The organism is Citrobacter sp. C348 (genome assembly GCF_047467975.1).
Lineage (GTDB): Bacteria > Pseudomonadota > Gammaproteobacteria > Enterobacterales > Enterobacteriaceae > Citrobacter > Citrobacter gillenii.
Genome location: NZ_JASJUJ010000004.1, coordinates 290,735 through 310,241, shown reverse-complemented (window position 1 = coordinate 310,241; position 19,507 = coordinate 290,735). Strand labels below are relative to the sequence as shown.

21 protein-coding genes are annotated in these 19,507 nt (G+C 46.4%); 12 read left to right on the top strand and 9 right to left on the bottom strand.

The window, feature by feature from the left end:
- Positions 1-22: 22 nt before the first annotated feature.
- Positions 23-646: a guanylate kinase gene (gene gmk, locus QNN86_RS10480; RefSeq protein ID WP_005122601.1), complete on the bottom strand. Its 624-nt coding sequence runs from the start codon at positions 644-646 to the stop codon at positions 23-25.
- Between the two features lie 261 nt (positions 647-907).
- On the opposite strand from gmk, the gene ligB reads away from it, so the two are divergent.
- On the top strand, positions 908-2,587 hold the full coding sequence (ligB, locus tag QNN86_RS10475) for an NAD-dependent DNA ligase LigB (protein WP_414211053.1): 1,680 nt from the start codon (positions 908-910) through the stop codon (positions 2,585-2,587).
- Here ligB and QNN86_RS10470 read toward each other — a convergent pair.
- Together QNN86_RS10470 and QNN86_RS10465 are read right to left on the bottom strand one after the other, a co-directional pair.
- On the bottom strand, positions 2,584-3,201 hold the full coding sequence (locus tag QNN86_RS10470; RefSeq protein ID WP_096759068.1) for a trimeric intracellular cation channel family protein: 618 nt from the start codon (positions 3,199-3,201) through the stop codon (positions 2,584-2,586). The two genes, ligB and QNN86_RS10470, sit on opposite strands and share 4 nt — an antisense overlap.
- A gap of 258 nt (positions 3,202-3,459) precedes the next feature.
- Positions 3,460-4,323, bottom strand: coding sequence for a YicC/YloC family endoribonuclease (locus tag QNN86_RS10465; RefSeq protein WP_414211052.1), 864 nt, complete (start codon positions 4,321-4,323; stop codon positions 3,460-3,462).
- A 125-nt stretch (positions 4,324-4,448) separates the two neighbouring features.
- Here QNN86_RS10465 and rph point away from each other — a divergent pair, with 125 nt between their 5' ends.
- Together rph and pyrE are read left to right on the top strand one after the other, a co-directional pair.
- Positions 4,449-5,165, top strand: a complete 717-nt coding sequence (gene rph / locus QNN86_RS10460; RefSeq protein ID WP_115257161.1) for a ribonuclease PH — start codon at positions 4,449-4,451, stop codon at positions 5,163-5,165.
- A 65-nt stretch (positions 5,166-5,230) separates the two neighbouring features.
- The gene (pyrE, locus tag QNN86_RS10455) at positions 5,231-5,872 is read left to right on the top strand and encodes an orotate phosphoribosyltransferase (protein WP_115257162.1); all 642 of its coding nucleotides are present in this window, start codon (positions 5,231-5,233) and stop codon (positions 5,870-5,872) included.
- Positions 5,873-5,961: 89 nt separating this feature from the next.
- On the opposite strand, the gene slmA is transcribed toward pyrE, so the two are convergent.
- From slmA to coaBC, 3 genes are all read right to left on the bottom strand, one after another.
- Positions 5,962-6,558: a nucleoid occlusion factor SlmA gene (gene slmA, locus QNN86_RS10450; protein ID WP_181618276.1), complete on the bottom strand. Its 597-nt coding sequence runs from the start codon at positions 6,556-6,558 to the stop codon at positions 5,962-5,964.
- Between the two features lie 116 nt (positions 6,559-6,674).
- Positions 6,675-7,133, bottom strand: coding sequence for a dUTP diphosphatase (dut, locus tag QNN86_RS10445; RefSeq protein ID WP_003827259.1), 459 nt, complete (start codon positions 7,131-7,133; stop codon positions 6,675-6,677).
- Positions 7,111-8,331: a bifunctional phosphopantothenoylcysteine decarboxylase/phosphopantothenate--cysteine ligase CoaBC gene (gene coaBC, locus QNN86_RS10440; RefSeq protein ID WP_414211091.1), complete on the bottom strand. Its 1,221-nt coding sequence runs from the start codon at positions 8,329-8,331 to the stop codon at positions 7,111-7,113. Before coaBC ends, dut begins: the two co-directional genes overlap by 23 nt.
- Before the next feature lie 169 nt (positions 8,332-8,500).
- On the opposite strand from coaBC, the gene radC reads away from it, so the two are divergent.
- From radC to mutM, 4 genes are all read left to right on the top strand, one after another.
- Positions 8,501-9,166 (top strand): RadC family protein, encoded by a 666-nt coding sequence (radC, locus tag QNN86_RS10435; protein WP_096759076.1) that lies wholly within the window; start codon positions 8,501-8,503, stop codon positions 9,164-9,166.
- A gap of 275 nt (positions 9,167-9,441) precedes the next feature.
- Positions 9,442-9,678 (top strand): 50S ribosomal protein L28, encoded by a 237-nt coding sequence (rpmB, locus tag QNN86_RS10430; RefSeq protein ID WP_003024071.1) that lies wholly within the window; start codon positions 9,442-9,444, stop codon positions 9,676-9,678.
- Between the two features lie 20 nt (positions 9,679-9,698).
- Positions 9,699-9,866: a 50S ribosomal protein L33 gene (gene rpmG / locus QNN86_RS10425; RefSeq protein ID WP_003024094.1), complete on the top strand. Its 168-nt coding sequence runs from the start codon at positions 9,699-9,701 to the stop codon at positions 9,864-9,866.
- 98 nt (positions 9,867-9,964) lie between these two features.
- Positions 9,965-10,774 (top strand): bifunctional DNA-formamidopyrimidine glycosylase/DNA-(apurinic or apyrimidinic site) lyase, encoded by an 810-nt coding sequence (gene mutM / locus QNN86_RS10420; protein ID WP_414211051.1) that lies wholly within the window; start codon positions 9,965-9,967, stop codon positions 10,772-10,774.
- A 14-nt stretch (positions 10,775-10,788) separates the two neighbouring features.
- On the opposite strand, the gene coaD is transcribed toward mutM, so the two are convergent.
- The 3 genes from coaD to QNN86_RS10405 form a co-directional block, all read right to left on the bottom strand.
- Complete coding sequence (coaD, locus tag QNN86_RS10415) at positions 10,789-11,268, bottom strand: pantetheine-phosphate adenylyltransferase (protein WP_279277510.1); 480 nt, start codon at positions 11,266-11,268, stop codon at positions 10,789-10,791.
- 8 nt (positions 11,269-11,276) lie between these two features.
- Positions 11,277-12,554, bottom strand: coding sequence for a lipid IV(A) 3-deoxy-D-manno-octulosonic acid transferase (gene waaA, locus QNN86_RS10410; protein ID WP_181618279.1), 1,278 nt, complete (start codon positions 12,552-12,554; stop codon positions 11,277-11,279).
- A 241-nt stretch (positions 12,555-12,795) separates the two neighbouring features.
- Entirely contained in the window at positions 12,796-13,785 is a 990-nt protein-coding gene (locus QNN86_RS10405; protein WP_279277511.1) for a glycosyltransferase, read from the bottom strand.
- 310 nt (positions 13,786-14,095) lie between these two features.
- Here QNN86_RS10405 and QNN86_RS10400 point away from each other — a divergent pair, with 310 nt between their 5' ends.
- The 5 genes from QNN86_RS10400 (at position 14,096) to QNN86_RS10380 (ending at position 19,388) form a co-directional block, all read left to right on the top strand.
- Complete coding sequence (locus tag QNN86_RS10400) at positions 14,096-15,346, top strand: O-antigen ligase family protein (RefSeq protein ID WP_279277512.1); 1,251 nt, start codon at positions 14,096-14,098, stop codon at positions 15,344-15,346.
- Positions 15,347-15,603: 257 nt separating this feature from the next.
- Positions 15,604-16,635, top strand: a complete 1,032-nt coding sequence (gene rfaQ / locus QNN86_RS10395) for a lipopolysaccharide core heptosyltransferase RfaQ (RefSeq protein ID WP_414211050.1) — start codon at positions 15,604-15,606, stop codon at positions 16,633-16,635.
- Between the two features lie 18 nt (positions 16,636-16,653).
- On the top strand, positions 16,654-17,778 hold the full coding sequence (locus tag QNN86_RS10390; RefSeq protein WP_181618283.1) for a glycosyltransferase family 4 protein: 1,125 nt from the start codon (positions 16,654-16,656) through the stop codon (positions 17,776-17,778).
- Positions 17,771-18,568, top strand: coding sequence for a lipopolysaccharide core heptose(I) kinase RfaP (gene rfaP / locus QNN86_RS10385; RefSeq protein WP_181618284.1), 798 nt, complete (start codon positions 17,771-17,773; stop codon positions 18,566-18,568). Before QNN86_RS10390 ends, rfaP begins: the two co-directional genes overlap by 8 nt.
- Before the next feature lie 49 nt (positions 18,569-18,617).
- Entirely contained in the window at positions 18,618-19,388 is a 771-nt protein-coding gene (locus tag QNN86_RS10380) for a glycosyltransferase family 25 protein (RefSeq protein ID WP_414211049.1), read from the top strand.
- Positions 19,389-19,507: the final 119 nt, after the last annotated feature.

The window sequence follows — 19,507 nt, the reverse complement described above, 5'->3', positions numbered from 1 at the left end:
GGGCATGATACTGAATGTGGGTTCAGTCTGCCAACAGTTTGCTGATTAAAGCGTCATGGCGCTGCTTTTGGCGGCTCATGCGCAGACGTTCGGCGCGAATGATCGTTTTCAAATCGCCCAGGGCAGTATCAAAATCATCATTCACAATCAGATAATCATATTCGGCGTAATGGCTCATTTCTGCAACAGCTTGTGCCATACGTTTTGCGATCACCTCTTCGCTATCCTGACCACGCCCACGCAGGCGGCGGTCCAGTTCAATCTTAGAAGGCGGCAAAATAAAAATACTGCGTGCATGCGGCATTTTTTCACGAATTTGCTGCGCACCTTGCCAGTCGATATCTAAAAAGACATCTACGCCCGATGCCAGTACTTGCTCAATTGCCTCACGCGAGGTGCCGTAGTAATTGCCGAATACCTCTGCGTGTTCCAGAAACGCATCTCTGCCAATCATGGTTCTGAATTCATCATGGTTCACAAAGAAATAGTGTTCACCATGCACTTCCCCCGGGCGCGGTGCGCGCGTGGTGTGCGAAACAGAAACCTGGGTGTCATACAACGGTTGGGTCTTTAATAAAGCCTGAATCAGGCTGGATTTACCCGCGCCACTGGGGGCAGAAACAATATAAAGCGTGCCTTGAGCCATGAGTATCTTATGTATGTGATTGTCGAAAGAGAGCCTACATACGGGCTTATTATACACGTAGCCGCTTTACGACGTAGTCTTTGTCACACTTTTTGCGCAGGATTATTGCGTTTTGCGTATCTTTTTCCTGTTTTATCGCAGAGTTGCTGCAACAAGTAAAAATGACCGGAAAGCATCTCGCACGATGGCTTTTTACCACTCGGATTCTCTGCCGCTTCACGCTATACCTGCCGCGTAATACAACGTACGGCGGAGGTAGTGATGGCAATAGGGAAATACATGGTGCTGATTTTGCTGATAGGGCACTTACCCGTATGGGCAGTGTGTCCGGTCTGGTCGCCAGCCAGGGCTCATGAGGAAATTTCACAGCTACAACAGCAGATAACCCAGTGGGATGCCAGCTACTGGCAACAGGGCGTCAGTACCGTAGACGATGGTGTTTATGACCAACTCAATGCGCAATTACGCCAGTGGCAGCGTTGTTTTGGTGAGGAGCCTCAAGCCGAGGTGACTACCCCACCGATTAACGGGACGATATTGCATCCCATTCCCCATACCGGTGTCCGTAAACTTGCAGATAAACCAGCAATGCAGCAATGGTTACGTAACCGCAGCGATGTATGGGTACAACCGAAGGTCGACGGAGTTGCGGTGACGCTGGTTTATAAGGATGGCAGTCTTGTCAGGGCGATTAGTCGTGGAAATGGACTTAAGGGGGAAGACTGGACCCAGAAGGTTCGCCGGATCCCTTCCATACCGCAAACCACCAAAGGTCTGCTGGCGAACAGCACCTTGCAGGGTGAAATATTTTTACAGCAGAAGGGGCATATCCAGCAAAAGAGAGGCGGAATGAACGCCCGCTCGAAGGTGGCAGGAATGCTGATGCGCCAGGATAATCCAGAATTACTACACTCCCTGGCTGTTTTCATCTGGGCCTGGCCTGATGGCCCAGAGGCGATGCAGGAAAGACTCACGCTGCTCGCTGATGCGGGGTTTGGTTTTACGCAACACTATACTCAGCCCGTGAATAATGCAGATGAGGTCGAGCGCGCCCGTACACATTGGTGGACTTCCGAATTGCCTTTCGTGACGGATGGTGTGGTGGTGCGCATGGGAAAAGAGCCTCCCGCGCGAAACTGGTTACCCGGACAGGGCGATTGGTTGGTGGCCTGGAAATACCCTCCGGTCGCTCGCGTATCCGAAGTCATGGGTATTCAGTTTTCTGTTGGTAAAAGTGGGAAAATTGCCGTGGTCGCACTACTGGCTCCTGTCATGCTGGATGATAAACGGGTGCAGCGTGTCAACGTCGGCTCTGTAAGGCGTTGGAATGAATGGGATATTGCCCCGGGCGATCACCTCCTGATAAGCCTGGCCGGACAGGGCATTCCCCGCATCGATGAGGTTGTCTGGCGCGGCACTCAACGTACTAAACCTACGCCCCCAGAGGGGCATTTCAATTCATTGACCTGTTTTTATGCCACGCCTGAGTGTCAGCAACAGTTTGTTGCCCGACTGGTCTGGCTGAGTGCAAAAGAGGTACTGGATCTTGAGGGTATTGGTGAGGCGGGATGGCGGGAACTCCATCAGGCGTATCGCTTTGAACATATTTTTTCCTGGCTGGCATTAACCCCGGAGCAATTACAGTCCGCGCTGGGGGTAAGCAAGGGAGAGAAGCTGTGGCATCAATTCAATCTGTCACGGCAGCGTCCTTTTACTCGCTGGCTAATCGCTATGGGCATACCGTTAACACAGGTAACGCTAAACGCCACTCACGAGAGTTCCTGGCGGCAATTACAGGCGTACGATGAGAGCCATTGGCGCCAGCTTCCCTCCACGGGGGAGCGTCGTGCCAGACAGGTGATTCAATGGCGGGATAATCGACAAGTCAACGCGCTGAGCAACTGGTTAGCCGCTCAGCGCGTTACCGGATTTATGCCTTAATGACCTTCATGGTGATAATAAAACACCGGCAGCCCTAGCTTCAGGCGCAGCGCTAATAATCGCGCGGTAAAACCGAATAGTAGGGTGGAGATAACGACCACATCGTGGTTGGAAACATAATGTTGTAGCACGATGTACAGCACCGCCGCGGCAAATGACACCCCGGCATACAGTTCTTTCTGGAACACCAGCGGAATGCGTTTGCAGAACATATCGCGTAATACACCACCAAAGACACCGGTGGTGACTGCTGCTACAACGGCAATGATCGGCCCATGTCCCATATCCAGTGCCACCTGTGCGCCGATAATTGAGAACACCACCAGTCCTAGTGCATCCAGTACGAGGAAAATCTTGCGCAGGTAGGGCATGACGGGAGCAATAATCGTGGTCAGCACCGCAGCGGTCGCCACGATAATGACGTACTCAGGGTGTTTCACCCAACCGAGAGGGTAATGACCGAGAAGAATATCACGGACGGATCCACCGCCAATGGCTGTCGCGGTGGCAATAATAATAACGCCAAATGTATCCATGCGACGACGGCCTGCCGCCAGTGCCCCTGTCATGGCTTCAGCCGTGATGCCAATTAAGTATAAAACGTGTAACAGCATGTATTCCCCCTGATTTCCTGGGGGCTAAGGTTAGCGATTTGTGCGCGTTGTCACGATTGAGATTTTCTAAGGTGAAGTGGTTTTAATAACTACAGCTAATGCGAGTTTAGTGAGTATGCCAGATGGTATGCACTTTAAACGATAAAAATAGGACATTGATGATGAGAAAATATAACCCGAAACGACGATAAAAGAAGCGAGTGGTTGAAAAGCTGACGTAGCACCGCCGTTTATCGACGGGCTACGTGAGGAGATGACCTATTCGATGTTCTGAATCTGCTCGCGCATTTGCTCGATCAATACCTTCAGCTCAATGGCTGAGTTAGTCACTTCGGCATTGATGGATTTAGAGGCGAGGGTGTTCGATTCACGGTTGAATTCCTGCATCATAAAGTCCAGACGACGGCCGACCGCCTCTTTTTTCTTCAGGATGTTGTAGGTTTCTTTAACGTGGGCTTCCAGACGATCTAACTCTTCCGCCACATCGATACGCTGCGCCATCAGCACCAGCTCTTGTTCAAGACGGTTATTTTCCAGCTGAACCTGTGCGTCTTCGAGTTTGGCAACCAGACGTTCACGCTGCCACTGCAGGATTTCCGGCATATGCGCGCGGACTTTCGCCACTTCGGTGCTGACGCCTTCCAGACGTTGTTCGATTAACGCTTTTAGCGCCTGGCCTTCGGTTTCACGTGCGACAATAAAGTCGTCCAGCGTGCCATCGAGCGCGGCAAGGATCTCTGCGGCAATAGTGTCCAGATCCTGTTCCTGGGCCGCCATGACACCCGGCCAGCGCAGGATATCAACCGGATTAATTTCGCCTTCATCGCTCTGCATCTTGACCCAGTTCGCGGCGGTGACGAGCTGTTTAGCGAGCTTTTCATTCAGAATCAGCTCACCTTGCGCGCTGGCATCAGGCTCAAAACGTAGCGTACATTCGATTTTGCCACGTGTCAGACGCGTGCGGATGCGTTCGCGTACAACAGGTTCAAGACTACGGAACTGTTCCGGCAGACGGAAATAGGTTTCCAGATAACGCTGGTTTACCGAGCGCATTTCCCAGGTAGCGCTACCCCATTCACCCTTGATTTCACGCCGGGCGTAGGCGGTCATGCTGCGGATCATAGACGTTCCTGTTTTTGAAGATGAGATGGGAGGATTATAGCCATCCATGTCTTGTCAGGATAGGAATAACCGTCGGAACTCCGTATAATGCGCAGCCACATTCGTTTCAAGCCGGAGATTTTATCATGCGTCCAGCAGGTCGTAGTGCCAACCAGGTGCGTCCCGTCACCCTGACCCGTAATTATACAAAACACGCTGAAGGCTCCGTGCTGGTCGAATTTGGTGATACCAAAGTACTGTGCACCGCCTCTATTGATGAAGGTGTACCTCGCTTTCTGAAAGGACAGGGCCAGGGCTGGATCACCGCAGAATATGGTATGTTACCGCGCGCCACCCATACCCGTAACGCACGTGAAGCGGCAAAAGGTAAGCAGGGCGGTCGTACCATGGAAATCCAGCGTCTGATCGCGCGTGCGCTGCGCGCCGCCGTTGACCTGAAAACGCTTGGCGAATTCACCATCACCCTGGACTGCGACGTGATTCAGGCGGACGGCGGTACCCGTACTGCATCCATTACCGGCGCTTGTGTTGCGCTGGCAGATGCGCTGAACAAACTGGTCGCCAGCGGTAAGCTGAAAACCAACCCAATGAAAGGGATGGTTGCTGCGGTGTCCGTGGGTATTGTGAATGGCGAAGCGCTCTGCGATTTAGAGTACGTTGAAGACTCTGCGGCAGAAACCGACATGAACGTGGTGATGACCGAAGACGGTCGCATTATTGAAGTGCAGGGCACGGCGGAAGGCGAACCGTTCAGCCATGAAGAACTTCTCACCCTACTGGCACTGGCCCGAGGGGGAATTGAATCCATCATAACGACGCAGAAGGCGGCGTTAGAAAATTAATTTTAAAGGCGACTGATGAGTCGCCTTTTTTTTGTCTGTTATAAAGTGAGATGAGGAGCGAATCCATGAAACCGTATCAGCGCCAGTTTATTGAGTTTGCGCTTAGCAAGCAGGTACTAAAGTTCGGCGAGTTTACGCTGAAATCCGGGCGTAAGAGCCCCTATTTCTTCAACGCCGGGCTGTTTAATACCGGGCGTGACCTGGCACTGTTAGGCCGTTTTTATGCCGAAGCGCTGGTGGATTCCGGTATTGATTTCGATTTGCTGTTTGGCCCGGCGTACAAAGGTATTCCTATTGCCACAACGACCGCCGTTGCGCTGGCAGAACACCACGATAAAGATTTGCCGTACTGCTTTAACCGTAAAGAGGCGAAAACCCACGGCGAAGGCGGTAACCTGGTCGGCAGCGCATTGCAGGGCCGTGTGATGCTGGTGGATGATGTGATCACCGCCGGTACGGCGATTCGTGAGTCGATGGAGATAATCCAGGCGAATGGTGCGATGTTAGCTGGGGTTCTGATTTCTCTCGATCGTCAGGAACGGGGTCGTGGTGAGATTTCCGCTATCCAGGAGGTGGAGCGTGATTATGGGTGCAAGGTCATTTCAATCATTACCCTGAAAGACTTGATTGCGTATCTGGAAGAGAAGCCGGAGATGGCGGAACATCTGGCCGCAGTGCGGGCGTATCGCGAAACGTACGGCGTATAATCAGAACTGCCGGATGGCGCTACGCTTATCCGGCCTACGCACTTTCTGTAGACCCGGTAAGCGTAGTAGCGCCACCGGGCAATCAGCGATTACTGCAATTGTGCGACTATCAACGGCCAGCGAACGTCAAAATCATCCGTTGGACGGTATTTAAATTCGCTGCGCACAAAACGAGACAACATACCTTCACAGAAAGCCAGTAGCTGGCTGGCCAGCAGCGTTTCATCCATGGCGTAACCTTCGCCTTCACGCATTCGTTTTTCTCGCAGAACCTGGCGTAGTTGGGCCTCGATGCGTTCAAACAACTGATTAATGCGGCCCTGCAGACGATCTTGTTCAAACATCAGTGCGTGACCTGTCAGAATACGCGTCAGGCCGGGATTACGTTCACCAAACCCTAAAATCAGTAAGACGATCAGACGCAGGCGTGCGCTGGTGTCTTTTTCATCTTTCAAAATCAGATTGATACGGGTAATCAGACTATCTTCGATAAATTCAATCAGGCTATCGAACATGCGGGTCTTGCTGGGAAAATGGCGATACAATGCCGCTTCGGAAACGCCAACAGAGGCTGCCAGTTTTGCTGTCGTAATGCGTTGGCTTCCATCACTGGATTCCAGCATCAGCGCCAGAGACTGAAGTATTTCTTCGCGACGATTCCTTTTCGCAGTTTGCTTTTCTACCATGTTACAAAATACCCCTGAAAATAAGCACTTGCCAGGCAGGCATCCACACAGCGACCGCAAACGACGGTTTGCGGTATGTTATTGCGTTATTACGCTGTGGGATACTTCTCTACGGGTTACTTGCGCCCGGAATGGCCGAAGCCGCCTTCGCCACGATCGGTGGCTTCAAATTCTTCCACCAGATTAAATTCAGCCTGCACGACCGGTACAAAGACCATCTGTGCAATACGCTCACCCGGTTCGATAGTGAAGCTGTCCTGGCCACGGTTCCAGACAGATACCATCAGTTGGCCCTGATAATCGGAGTCAATCAACCCGACCAGGTTGCCGAGTACGATACCGTGCTTATGGCCCAACCCGGAGCGTGGAAGCATTACCGCCGCCAGCGAAGGGTCGGCGATATGAATGGCTAGCCCGGTTGGCACCAGCGTCGTCGCGCCCGGAGCCAGTTCTACGGCGTCATCAAGACAGGCGCGCAGGTCAAGTCCGGCTGAGCCTGAGGTGGCGTACGTCGGGAGCGGAAATTGTTGCCCTACGCGTGGGTCCAGAATCTTAACGTCGATTTTTTTCATCATAACGGGTCACGATCTCGTCGAGTAATAATTGGCCCAGGAGTTCTTTACGCTCAAGCGGTAAGACTTTATCTCCATCCTGCCAGAAAAGGTGTAATGCGTTGCTGTCGCTGTTAAATCCTTGAGTAGATAGTGAAACATCGTTTGCACAAATCACATCAAGGTTTTTGCGGATACGTTTTTGCCGGGCATATTCTTCCACATTATTTGTTTCGGCGGCAAACCCAACGACAAAAGGACGATTAGCATTGAGTGCGGCAACACCAGCGATAATATCCGGGTTTTTGACCATTTTTACTGTGAATTCATTACCCTGCGTCGCCTGCTTTTTGATTTTTTCATGGGCTACGGTTTCTGCGCGATAATCAGCAACGGCGGCACAGCCGATAAAAATATGCTGTTGCTGTACGGCTGATTGCACGGCAGCTTCCATTTCGAGCGCCGTAACGACATCAATACGCTGCACCAAAGGCGGCGTGGCTAATGACACGGGACCTGACACCAGCGTGACATTAGCGCCGCGCTTTGCTGCCGCAGCGGCGATGGCGAAACCCATCTTTCCGGAACTGTGGTTAGAAATGTAGCGCACCGGATCAAGCGGCTCGCGTGTCGGGCCAGCCGTAATCATGATGTTGAGATGTTGCAGGGAATTGACAGGTGAAAAATGTTCCGCCGCCATATCCACAATGGTTAACGGATCCAGCATACGGCCAGGGCCAACATCGCCACAGGCTTGGCTGCCGCTGTCGGGTCCCCAGATGAGCAAGCCACGTGACGCGAGAACGCCAAGATTGTGCTGTGTTGCGGCGGCGCGGTACATCTGCTGGTTCATGGCCGGTAAGACGGCAACAGGCGCAGGCGTTGCCAGGCAGATCGTTGACACCAGATCGTTGGCCATGCCAGCGGCAACGCGCGCAATCAAGTCAGCCGTGGCGGGGGCGAGGATAACTAAATCGGCCCATTTCCCCAGTTCAATATGACCCATCGCAGCTTCCGCTGCGGGGTCAAGCAAGCTGTCGGAAACGGGGTAGCCCGAAACCGCCTGTAAGCTCAGGGGCGTAATAAACGCTTTTGCCGCCTCGGTCATTGCCACGCGGACGTCTGCGCCACGTTCCCGTAAACGGCGTACCAGCTCGGGGGTTTTGTATGCAGCAATACCGCCACTGACACCAATTACGATTTTTTTACCGGCCAGGCTCATCATGATCTTTCCTGTTGGATTTCACCAGAAGGCGGATATTTTATCACAATCCTCAATGCGACGTGCTTTTGCCGGGAAGCACTTTGCGAGGCGTCACGAAGAAGTGAAAACAGGATGTCGCTTCATGGCGGGTGTTATGTAACCATTCGCGGGCTAAGGGAGGAGAAGCATGGAAGAGATGGAATGTTCGATGCCCCGGGAAAAAATGATGGCTCTGGGGGTAGATTCGCTGACGGATGTTGAGCTATTGGCACTTTTTTTACGTACCGGTTCGCGAGGGAAAGATGTCCTGACGCTGGCAAAAGAGATACTGCAAAATTTTGGTTCTCTGTATGGTCTGTTATCGGCCGATTACATGGATTTCAGCCAGGTTCAGGGTATTGGCGTGGCGAAGTATGCTCAGCTAAAAGGTATTGCCGAATTGGCAAAGCGTTACTACAACGTGCGCGTGATGGAAGAGCGTTCGCTACTGAGTCCCGAAATGGCGCGTGAGTTCCTGCAAAGCCAGTTCTCGCAAGAGGAACGAGAGATCTTTCTGGTGATCTTTCTTGATGCTCAGCATCGTGTGATTAAACACAGCACACTTTTTTCTGGCACGCTCAGCCATGTCGAGGTACATCCGCGAGAAATTGTCCGTGAGGCGATAAAAATGAATGCGTCGGCGCTGATCCTTGCGCATAATCACCCTTCGGGGTGTGCAGAGCCGAGTAAAGCAGATAAACTTATCACCGAGCGTGTTGTGAAATGCTGTCAGTTCATGGATGTCCGGGTGCTTGATCATCTAGTAATTGGGCGCGGAGAGTACGTTTCTTTTGCGGAACGCGGTTGGATTTAACGCACTTTACGCGATCCATCGGGATCTTTGTCTGTTCGGGACTTGAGCACATCGCTGACTCAGCGTATACTACGCCACCTTTGAGAATCTCGGGTTTGGCATTTGGGCCTGGCAATCGAGAGTTCGCAAATATACGAAATCATTCATTCGGTATCCAACGTTGATGCAGTATGAAAGATTGAGTGTATTGAACTGCGATAACCGGGCTGAGAAGCCTGACGAGGCGCCAATACCCCATACGAAGCTCGAGCTAATTTGATTTTTGGAGAATAGACATGTCCCGAGTCTGCCAAGTTACTGGCAAGCGTCCGGTGACCGGTAACAACCGTTCCCACGCACTGAACGCGACTAAACGCCGTTTCCTGCCTAACCTGCACTCTCACCGTTTTTGGGTTGAGAGCGAGAAGCGTTTTGTCACCCTGCGTGTATCTGCTAAAGGTATGCGTGTTATTGATAAGAAAGGCATCGAAACAGTTCTGTCTGAACTGCGTGCCCGTGGCGAAAAGTACTAAGTACTAAGAGGAAATAAATCATGGCTAAAGGTATTCGTGAGAAAATCAAGCTGGTTTCTTCTGCTGGTACTGGTCACTTCTACACCACCACGAAGAACAAGCGTACTAAGCCGGAAAAACTGGAACTGAAAAAATTCGATCCAGTTGTCCGTCAGCACGTTTTATACAAAGAAGCGAAAATCAAATAATTTTCGCTTTGATGTAAAGAAAAACCCTGCCTCGGCGGGGTTTTTTGTTTTCTGGCCGTCCCCATATTAATGAGACCTGATACACCGCCGGAGATGCTATGCCTGAATTACCTGAAGTAGAAACTAGTCGCCGTGGTATTGAGCCGCATCTCGTTGGGGCAACGATTCTGCACGCTATTGTGCGTAATGGTCGTCTGCGTTGGCCCGTATCAGAAGAAATCTATCGTCTTAGTGATAAGCCTGTACTTAGCGTACAGCGTCGTGCGAAGTATCTGCTGTTAGAGCTAGCGGATGGCTGGATTATCATTCATCTGGGTATGTCGGGCAGTTTACGTATTCTTCCTGAAGAACGCCCGGCAGAAAAACATGACCATGTGGATTTGGTGATGAGCAATGGTAAAGTCCTGCGCTATACCGATCCTCGTCGTTTTGGTGCTTGGCTGTGGACCAAAGAACTGGATGGGCATAACGTTCTCGCGCATCTTGGCCCGGAGCCGCTGAGCGATGATTTCAACGTCAGTTACCTCCAGCAGAAAAGCGCGAAGAAGAAAACGGCGATTAAACCCTGGCTGATGGACAACAAGTTAGTGGTGGGGGTTGGCAACATCTATGCCAGCGAGTCGCTGTTTGCGGCTGGTATCCATCCTGACCGCCTGGCATCGTCGCTGTCGGTATCTGAGTGTGAACTGTTGGTGCGCGTTATCAAGGCGGTTTTGCTACGCTCTATCGAGCAAGGGGGAACGACGCTGAAGGATTTTCTGCAAAGTGATGGTAAGCCGGGTTATTTTGCCCAGGAGTTGCAAGTCTATGGGCGAGAAGGCGAGCCTTGCCGTGCATGCGGCGCACCGATCGTTGCGACAAAACACGCCCAGCGAACGACATTCTACTGCCGTCGCTGTCAGAAATAGCGTAGATAACGTCTTTACTTCAGCTTGGTCATTAACGCCTGGTGCACGTTCGCCGGTAAAAAGTGGGTCACATCCCCTTGATGGCGGGCGACTTCTTTAACCAGCGATGATGAGATAAATGACCACTCTTTGGACGGCATCAAAAAGACGCTTTCCAGCTGTGGCATCAGGTGGCGATTCATGTGCGCCAACTGCATTTCATACTCAAAATCTGCCACGGCACGCAGCCCACGAATCAGAACATTTGCCTGTTTATCGCGGGCAAAATTTGCCATCAAATCGCTAAATCCCAGCACTTCCACGTTGCCAAGATGCGCTGTTGCCTGTTGTGCCAGCGCAACGCGTTCTTCAAGCGTAAACATCGGTTTTTTGCTGGGACTTGCGGCAATCGCCAGGATAACGTGATCAAACATTTGCGTGGCGCGTGTCACGATATCAATATGCCCGTTAGTGATGGGATCGAAGGTTCCTGGATAAATCGCCCGTTTTTGCATGACAACCCTCAATGCGTTTTGGGTGGCAGGTAAGGTTCCAGCAGCTGCAGCAGACGCTGTAGCGCGCCCTGGTTTTGATACAGAACTTCAACTGCATGACGACCATAGAAATTACGATAATCTGCATCGGTCAGCAACGACGAGATTTCTTTCACCAACGTGGTGGTATCGGTGACGGTGATCAATCCACTTGCCTGCTCAAGTCGGGCGCAAATATCTTTAAAATTAAAGGTATGTGGTCCCATCAGTACGGGAATCGCATGCGCTGCAGCTTCTAATGGGTTATGACCCCCACGTTCAACCAGCGAGCCGCCGACGAACGCCAGGTCGGCAATGCCGTACAGCAGCATCAGTTCGCCCATCGTATCGCCAATAACCACCTGTGTACCTGAAGACGGGACTTCTCCCGAGGACCGTGTGGTATAGCTTAGCCCAGCTTGGCGTACGAGGTTAATGGCATCCGGGAAACGTTCCGGATGTCGGGGAACCAGAATCAGTAACAGGTTCGGGAACTGATTTAATAATGCCTGGTGCGCGGCGATGATAATGCTTTCTTCACCGTCGTGTGTGCTGGTCGCAATCCATACCGGGCGATGTGGTGCCCACTGGCGGCGTAACGTGATTGCTTTAGCGGCCAACTGTGGGGTGACGGAAATATCAAATTTCAGACTGCCGGTGACGGTTACCTGATTGCTCTTTGCGCCAAGCGTAATAAAACGTGCGCCATCTTCTTCATTTTGTGCAGCAATCAGCGTAATACGACGTAGTAATCTGCCAACAAATTTACCCAGTTTCGCGTAGCCTGCAGCTGAGCGAGCGGAAAGTCGGGCGTTGGCAATGACCAGAGGAATATGACGTTTGTGGAGTGCCGCGATCAGATTCGGCCACAACTCGGTTTCCATGATTAACACCAGTTTGGGGTCAACTTTGTTCAGGAAACGGTTGAGTGCATCGGGTAAATCGTAAGGTAAATAGACGTGTTGAACGTCAGTACCAAATGCAGACTGGACACGCTCTGAGCCAGTTGGTGTCATGGTGGTAACCGTGATCGGCAGGTCCGGATAACGATGTCGCAGGGCGCGGACTAATGGGATCGCCGCCAGCGTTTCGCCCACGGACACAGAATGCAGCATGATGCCGCCTGGCTTTAGCGGACGACGATAAAATCCGTAGCGTTCACCCCAGCGTTTACGGTAGGCCGGAGCCTTACGACCGCGCACCCAAAGCCGTATCCAGATCAAGGGCTGAATAAGGTAGAAAAGGGCGGTGTAAAGCAATTCGAGCATAATAGTGGCTAACCTAGGGATGTGCTGGGGATTCTATGTATTTAACTGTGGCTTTACCATCATTTTTGTTGATTTTTTGAGGAAACCCTTCGGATCATGGGGAAGGAGGTGTACGTTCCGATGCTCCATCCTGCAAACTCTACGGTAGAAGGCTGAAAATAGAATGGCTATAGTCATTAAGATCGTCATCTATGTCTATTGGTATTATAGCCATTCTTAATAAAATAATGATATTAACGCATTAGTTTTTTTTCTGTACTTGAATTTTTTTAACTAAATATTTTATATAATAGATAAGTGCCCCAAGTAAATGGCCGTTGTGTTTTAAATGTGTGCTTTTACGCGATAACTGTTTATATGTGGTTGGTGCTAGTAAAGGGATATCCCTCCAGGGTGAGTTTATTCTAGCTGTTTTGAAGTAATCCGTTTCTGCATAATATTGCGCCCAATCATGCCAGGGTTTGGTTACTCCAACATAATGTATAAATACAGTTTGGGGGGTGATACTAAAAGCATCACCGCCTTTTTTGGCTAATGTATCAATATTAAAGAATGAATTGAATATATGACTTATGATTTTTACACGGTCGTTAAAAAGAACATTTAAAGCATCCTGATCGGGATGTGAAAAATGATTCTCATTGACTTTTGATATGACCTGTAGTGTTAGGTCTATATTTTTTAATTCTGGAAGATTAAAATACATAAAACCAGAGTTGAAATATAATTCCGGGTCAATGCCGATAAGTGAGGATGTGTCAACAAACCTGTCGTGAACAGCCATTAACACATTGTTATTAAATTCCTCCAGGAGTAAAGATTTGATACTCCCTTTGCATATGATATCTGAATCAAGATATATAATACTATTTAGTTTATCAGAGAAGTAATCTATTGCGATCAATCTAAAATAGATGGAGTAATTCCATGCTTTGGATGCGGTAGGAAGATTTCTTAATGCTTCATCTTTCAAAACATAAAATGTAATCTGGGTCTTATATTTATTCGCCAGGATAGAAAAGAGAGTAAACTGATACTCATCCAGATAATTGGTGAATATATGGAAGTGAAAGCTTAGATCTTGATTATTTAAAAGTACTGATGTAATAGAAACACCTGTTCCATAAAGAAAGGGTTTATCAGCACCATAAGTAATATTGACACATGCGCTTTGCTTATCGGTATTTTCAGTATGTGCATGCTTAATATATTCTATTATATTTGTTTTCACATCTTTTCCTTTTGATCCTTTCAGAGTGCACGAGTCTTTATGCAAGGCAAAATGGCTCTCCTTTGGGCATAGAATAAAACAAACCCTGGAGGAATGAAAGAGATAGTTGATGGTTGATTTTGTGCATTAAATCAACACGTTATGATTTTTATTTGTTAAGGATGATGCCAGAAAGCGCAGCGAGAGAGATAGACTAAAATTAATTGGGGATTTTTATCATGTAATATAATAAGATAAGCCTCATACATCGTGCGAGTAAGCGCTTGTTGTTGATTAATAAGGTAATTTTAAGAAGTGAGATTTGAATTATATGAATCAAGTAAGATACAGTCAAAATGGTAATATCTTGATTTTAAGCAGAATTGTATTGATATTAATGATTTTTGGATTATTTACTATAGATAATCAAGGGGTGCTAAATATGACCTCTTTACTCGCCGTGGTATTATCAATTTATTATATTAATATTAATAAATTAAACATTAAACATACTTTAACCAATCTTATAAAGAAAAGAAAAACGCTATTACTCTTTACATTGTGGTGTTTGGTTTGTATCATTTTCTTTACCTACAAAGATAAATCTCTCGATGCTTTTGTTATCCTATTAAAGGATTGGCGTTATCCGTTAATAATGGCGTTATTTTTCGGCGCATTTAGCAAGCATAAAACTATGCTAAGGAGTGTCTTTGTAATTGGTGCCATTCTTACTTTAAGCTACATAGTTTTGGTTGTTCCAGTGCTTAGAATCATAAAAAACAATCCGCAGGAACTTTATTTGCAGCTGCGTTATGGTTTTGCATTCTATGTTGTTATGCTTTATCCGTTTGCATTGACGGGCGCGATTTTATACAGAAATGTTTTTCTAAAAATGATCTTATACATTATCACCGTGTTGGCCTTTGTATTTCTGTTATACACTGGGAGTCGAGCGGGGGTATTATCCGTCATTGTAGAAATTTTACTGATTTCATTTTTTTTGAGTAAATCGCTTAAGCGATTTCTGATTGTTACATGCTATCTGTCTTTGATAATGAGTACATTACTTGTTGGAACCTACAATACGGTGGGCCAGGTAAGAATGAAAATTGATCAAACTTTGCAAATGACGAATGTAACATCCAGTCGTGATGAAATTATATCAGACCGCCTCCCTTTGGTAATGAAAAATATAAGTAATATATTTTTTGGTATTGGATATGGAAATTCTACGTATAACGAGTATTTAGAAGAACATCATGCCCCTAAAAATGGCGGAGTATTTTCTGAACGAAATAACAGTTATAATATTGATGAACCATTCTTTATTATAATACTTTATAATCTGGGTGCTATCGGCTTGGTTTTATTTTCTGCGGCGTTTTGCATTACATTTAAAGATATATATGCCAGAGTTAGAATGCACAAAGATATTTTTAGCATTTCATTACTATGCTCTCTCGTTGGTTATATTTTGGTGTATTGCTTATTTGAAAAAATGTTCATCAATGTTTTTTTATTATATAGCATATCGATCCTGATGATGTATGAGCAAAATGTGAAAAATAAAATAGAAGATTAACAATAAAAATGAGCCTTTGTGATGAGTGTAATACATTGGCTCAATCTCCTCAGTGTGAAAAATAACACCATGTGCTATAGATGTTAACTTACTATAAAATAGCAATCGAAAATTTCCACAGATATCGAATTGTCAAATGAATAGTGGTATAATATAGACGATGAAATAAGATAGTGTGATCTGCAGTATACAGGTAGCTGTTGAGCCTGGGGCGGTAGCGTGATTTAAAAATTAACAATAACCTGCAAGGGTCTAGTGTGAAAAAAATCCTGGTAATAAAAATGCGCTTTCATGGCGATATGTTGCTAACCACGCCAGTCATCAGCACTCTTAAAACAAACTATCCTAATGCTGATATTGATGTCTTGCTCTATGAAGATACCTTTCCTATTCTATCGGAAAATCCAGACATTCATGAGCTTTATGGAATTAAAAATAAAAAAAATCCTACTTTTGAAAAGATAAAAAATTTCCTGGCCTTGATAAAGGTATTACGCAGTAATCATTATGACTTGGTTGTCAATCTTACCGATCAGTGGATCGTTGCTGTCATATGTCGCTGTTTAGATTGTCCAATAAAGTTGACGCATGATTTTGCACATAGAAACAAGAGATTTTGGCGTAACAGTTTTACTCACCATGTTGCTCTAAGCGGCGAACATTGGGTTGAACGTAATTTATCCGTTTTAGCACCATTAAATCTTAAAGAATTACACCCTGTACTGACGATGGTTTATGGCGAGCAAGTCTGGCAATCCGTCCGGAGTAAACTTCCACAGGTTGATACTAATAAATACGTGGTCATACAACCCACAGCGAGACAAGATTTCAAATCATGGGAGAACGATCGATTCTCTCAAGTAATTGATGCAATACATCTCCTGGGTTATCAGGTTGTACTGACTTCAGGACCAGGGGCCAGTGATTTATTATGTATTGATGATATTGCCAAGAGATGTAAGATAAAACCTTTAACCGAAGTCGCCGGGAAAACAACCTTCCCAGAACTTGCCGCATTAATTGATCATGCTGTTCTTTTCATTGGGGTCGATTCTGCCCCAATGCATATTGCTGCGGCAGTTAAAACGCCAATTATTTGTCTTTTTGGGGCCACTGATCATATCGCCTGGCGACCATGGTCTGATAATGTCATCCAATTTTGGGCAGGCGATTATCAATCTATGCCAGTGCGAGAGAACCTCGACCGAAGTAAAAAATATTTAGCAGCAATACCCGCACAGGACGTTATTGTCGCCGTTGAGTCAATGCTACCTAAATTTGATCAATAAAGCATCCGGATATATAAAATGGTTATTGCCTTCTGTTTGTATAAATATTTTCCGTTTGGCGGCTTACAACGTGACTTTTTGCGTATAGCGTTGACGGTCGCATCACGCGGGCATCATGTTCGGGTTTACACACAATCCTGGCAAGGGAATATTCCAGACAACCTGGATATAGTAATTGTTCCGGTCAAATCATGTTCTAATCACGGAAAAAACAGTGAGTACTATCGGTGGGTATGTAAACATCTTGAGAATAATCCGGTAGATCGGGTCGTTGGATTTAATAAAATGCCGGGATTAGATGTTTATTATGCTGCTGATGTTTGTTACGCAGAAAAAGTTTCTCAAGAAAAAGGCTTTTTCTATCGTCTTACACCGCGATATCGCCATTATGCCTCTTTTGAAAAAGCAACATTTGTTGAGGGTAAGTCAACACAATTGTTGATGTTAACAGATAAGCAAATTGCTGATTTTCAGAAGCACTATCATACTGAAAATCAGCGCTTTCATATACTGCCTCCAGGAATATATCCGGACAGAAAATATAGTGCCCAGGTACAAAACTGTAGAGTTAGCTTTAGAAAAGAAAATAATATCAGTGACACACAGTACTTAATTATACAAATCGGCTCTGACTTTTCCCGAAAAGGCGTCGACAGGACTATAAAGGCAATTGCTTCCTTACCAGAACCCATTCGTAAACAAACTATGCTGTTTGTTGTTGGTCAAGATAAGGCCGATCGCTATGTAAAACTGGCAAAGGAGTACAATGTTGCTGGCAGTATCAAGTTCTTCCCTGGCCGTAATGATGTTTCTGAGCTAATGGCGGCAGCCGACCTCTTGATTCATCCGGCATACCAGGAAGCCGCTGGGATCGTTCTCGTTGAGGCTATTGCCGCAGGGTTACCTGTCATAACAACCGCAGTCTGCGGATATGCCCATTATGTCAAAGAGGCAGACTGTGGCATTGTCATTGATGAACCCTTTGAACAAAATTCATTGAATGAAGCCGTTTACTTTGCTTTATCTAACTCAGGGCAGAGAAATACATGGAGAGAAAATGCACAACTCTTTGCCGATACTCAAGACATTTATAGTCTACCAGAGAAAGCAGCTGATCTTATTATAGGCGGTAACCATGGTTGAGCTTAAAGAACCATTTTTATCCTTGTGGAAAGGGAAAAATATTTTTTATGAAGTGCAAAAATTGCAGGGAGAAACATTTAGACAGCTTGAAACCCGCAGAACCATAAGGTTTGATGTTGCAGGGCAAAGTTATTTCTTAAAATGGCACCAGGGAACCAAACTGAAAGAAGTGATAAAGAATTTACTCTCGTTACGCTTACCTGTACTGGGTGCAGACAGAGAATGGAATGCAATACATCGTTTGCAAGAGTTAGGTGTAGATACAATGCAGGGTGTTGGATTTGGACAACAGGGCATTAATCCACTTAACCGTATATCATTTATTATTACTGAGGATTTGAGTCCGGCGGTTAGTCTGGAAGATTATTGTGCGGGTTGGTTACAAAATCCCCCATCACGCAATGTTAAACAGGCATTGATTGAACGGATAGCCGTCATGGTTAGAAAAATGCATCAGGGGGGTGTTAATCACCGAGATTGTTATCTCTGTCATTTTTTATTGCATCAGCCTGCTAATTTCGACAATAACGCGTTTAAACTCTCCGTCATTGACTTGCATCGCGCCCAAATAAGAAATACAGTTCCCGTTCGCTGGCGAAATAAAGATTTAATAGGCCTTTATTTTTCATCGTTAAATATAGGGTTGACGCAAAGGGATTATTTTAGATTTTTGAAGATATATTTTCAAAATGATATTCGTGCAATAATGCATGATGAGTTATCTCTTTTCTCAACATATACGAGAAAAACAGAAAGAATAATTAATCACACATCAAAAAATAAACTTTAGATTTCGCCAGGCGGCTAGTCTGGATTGTAATGTTTAAGGGTATGAACACATGCATGTATTGGTCATTTCACTTCCTTTTGACAACGTTCGACGGAAAAAAATATCAGAGATAATGGATGCTTTAAATATAGAGTATTCATTCGTAGATGCTATCTATGGCAAACATCTGTCTCTGGATGAGAAGCAAAAAATACCGCTGACTGACTTCCAGCGTAGAGAGAACCATACGCCAACGGACGGTGAGCTTGGGTGTACGTCAAGCCATATTAAAGCTTATAAGCAGTTCCTACAGCAGGGACAAGATTGGGTCTGTATTCTTGAAGATGATGCTATAATTGATCAGAACTTCAAAAAATTCATATCAACAGTTGATGAAAACGTTCTTAGTAAAAATTCATTGTATCTACTCGGTGGGCAAGACGGATTAAGATATAATAGGAAGGTTGTCTTAAATCTTGCAAAATTTAAAAAAATAGGTGGGCAAAAATTCGGGAAAGTTATCTTTGGACATGGTTATGTTCTGAGAGCTTGTGGTTATTTAATAAACTCCGATACCGCAAAACGGCTAATCTCTCGTTTTGAAAATAACTTCTTCATCATCGATGAATGGGCGTACTTAATGCGACAAGGTTATTTTTCTGATATTTATCTGGCAAGCTTCGTACACCACCCTGAAGAGTTATCTGGGAGCTGGTTAGAAAAAGAACGTAAAGAGATAAAGAGTGGTAAGAAAAAGGAAAAATCATTCTTGAGACGCAAAATATCGTCCTCATATTGGAATGCTCGCCGATTTATTCTGGGGTTATGTTGGTGGAAGTAAAGGGATAAGATATAGTCTGGCACGAACCAAAATGTGTTTTATCCTCATTTTATATCAAGAATTTCTTGAGGCCGCAGATATGTTAAATGAGAAGAGCATAAAGCAATCAACTTATTTAA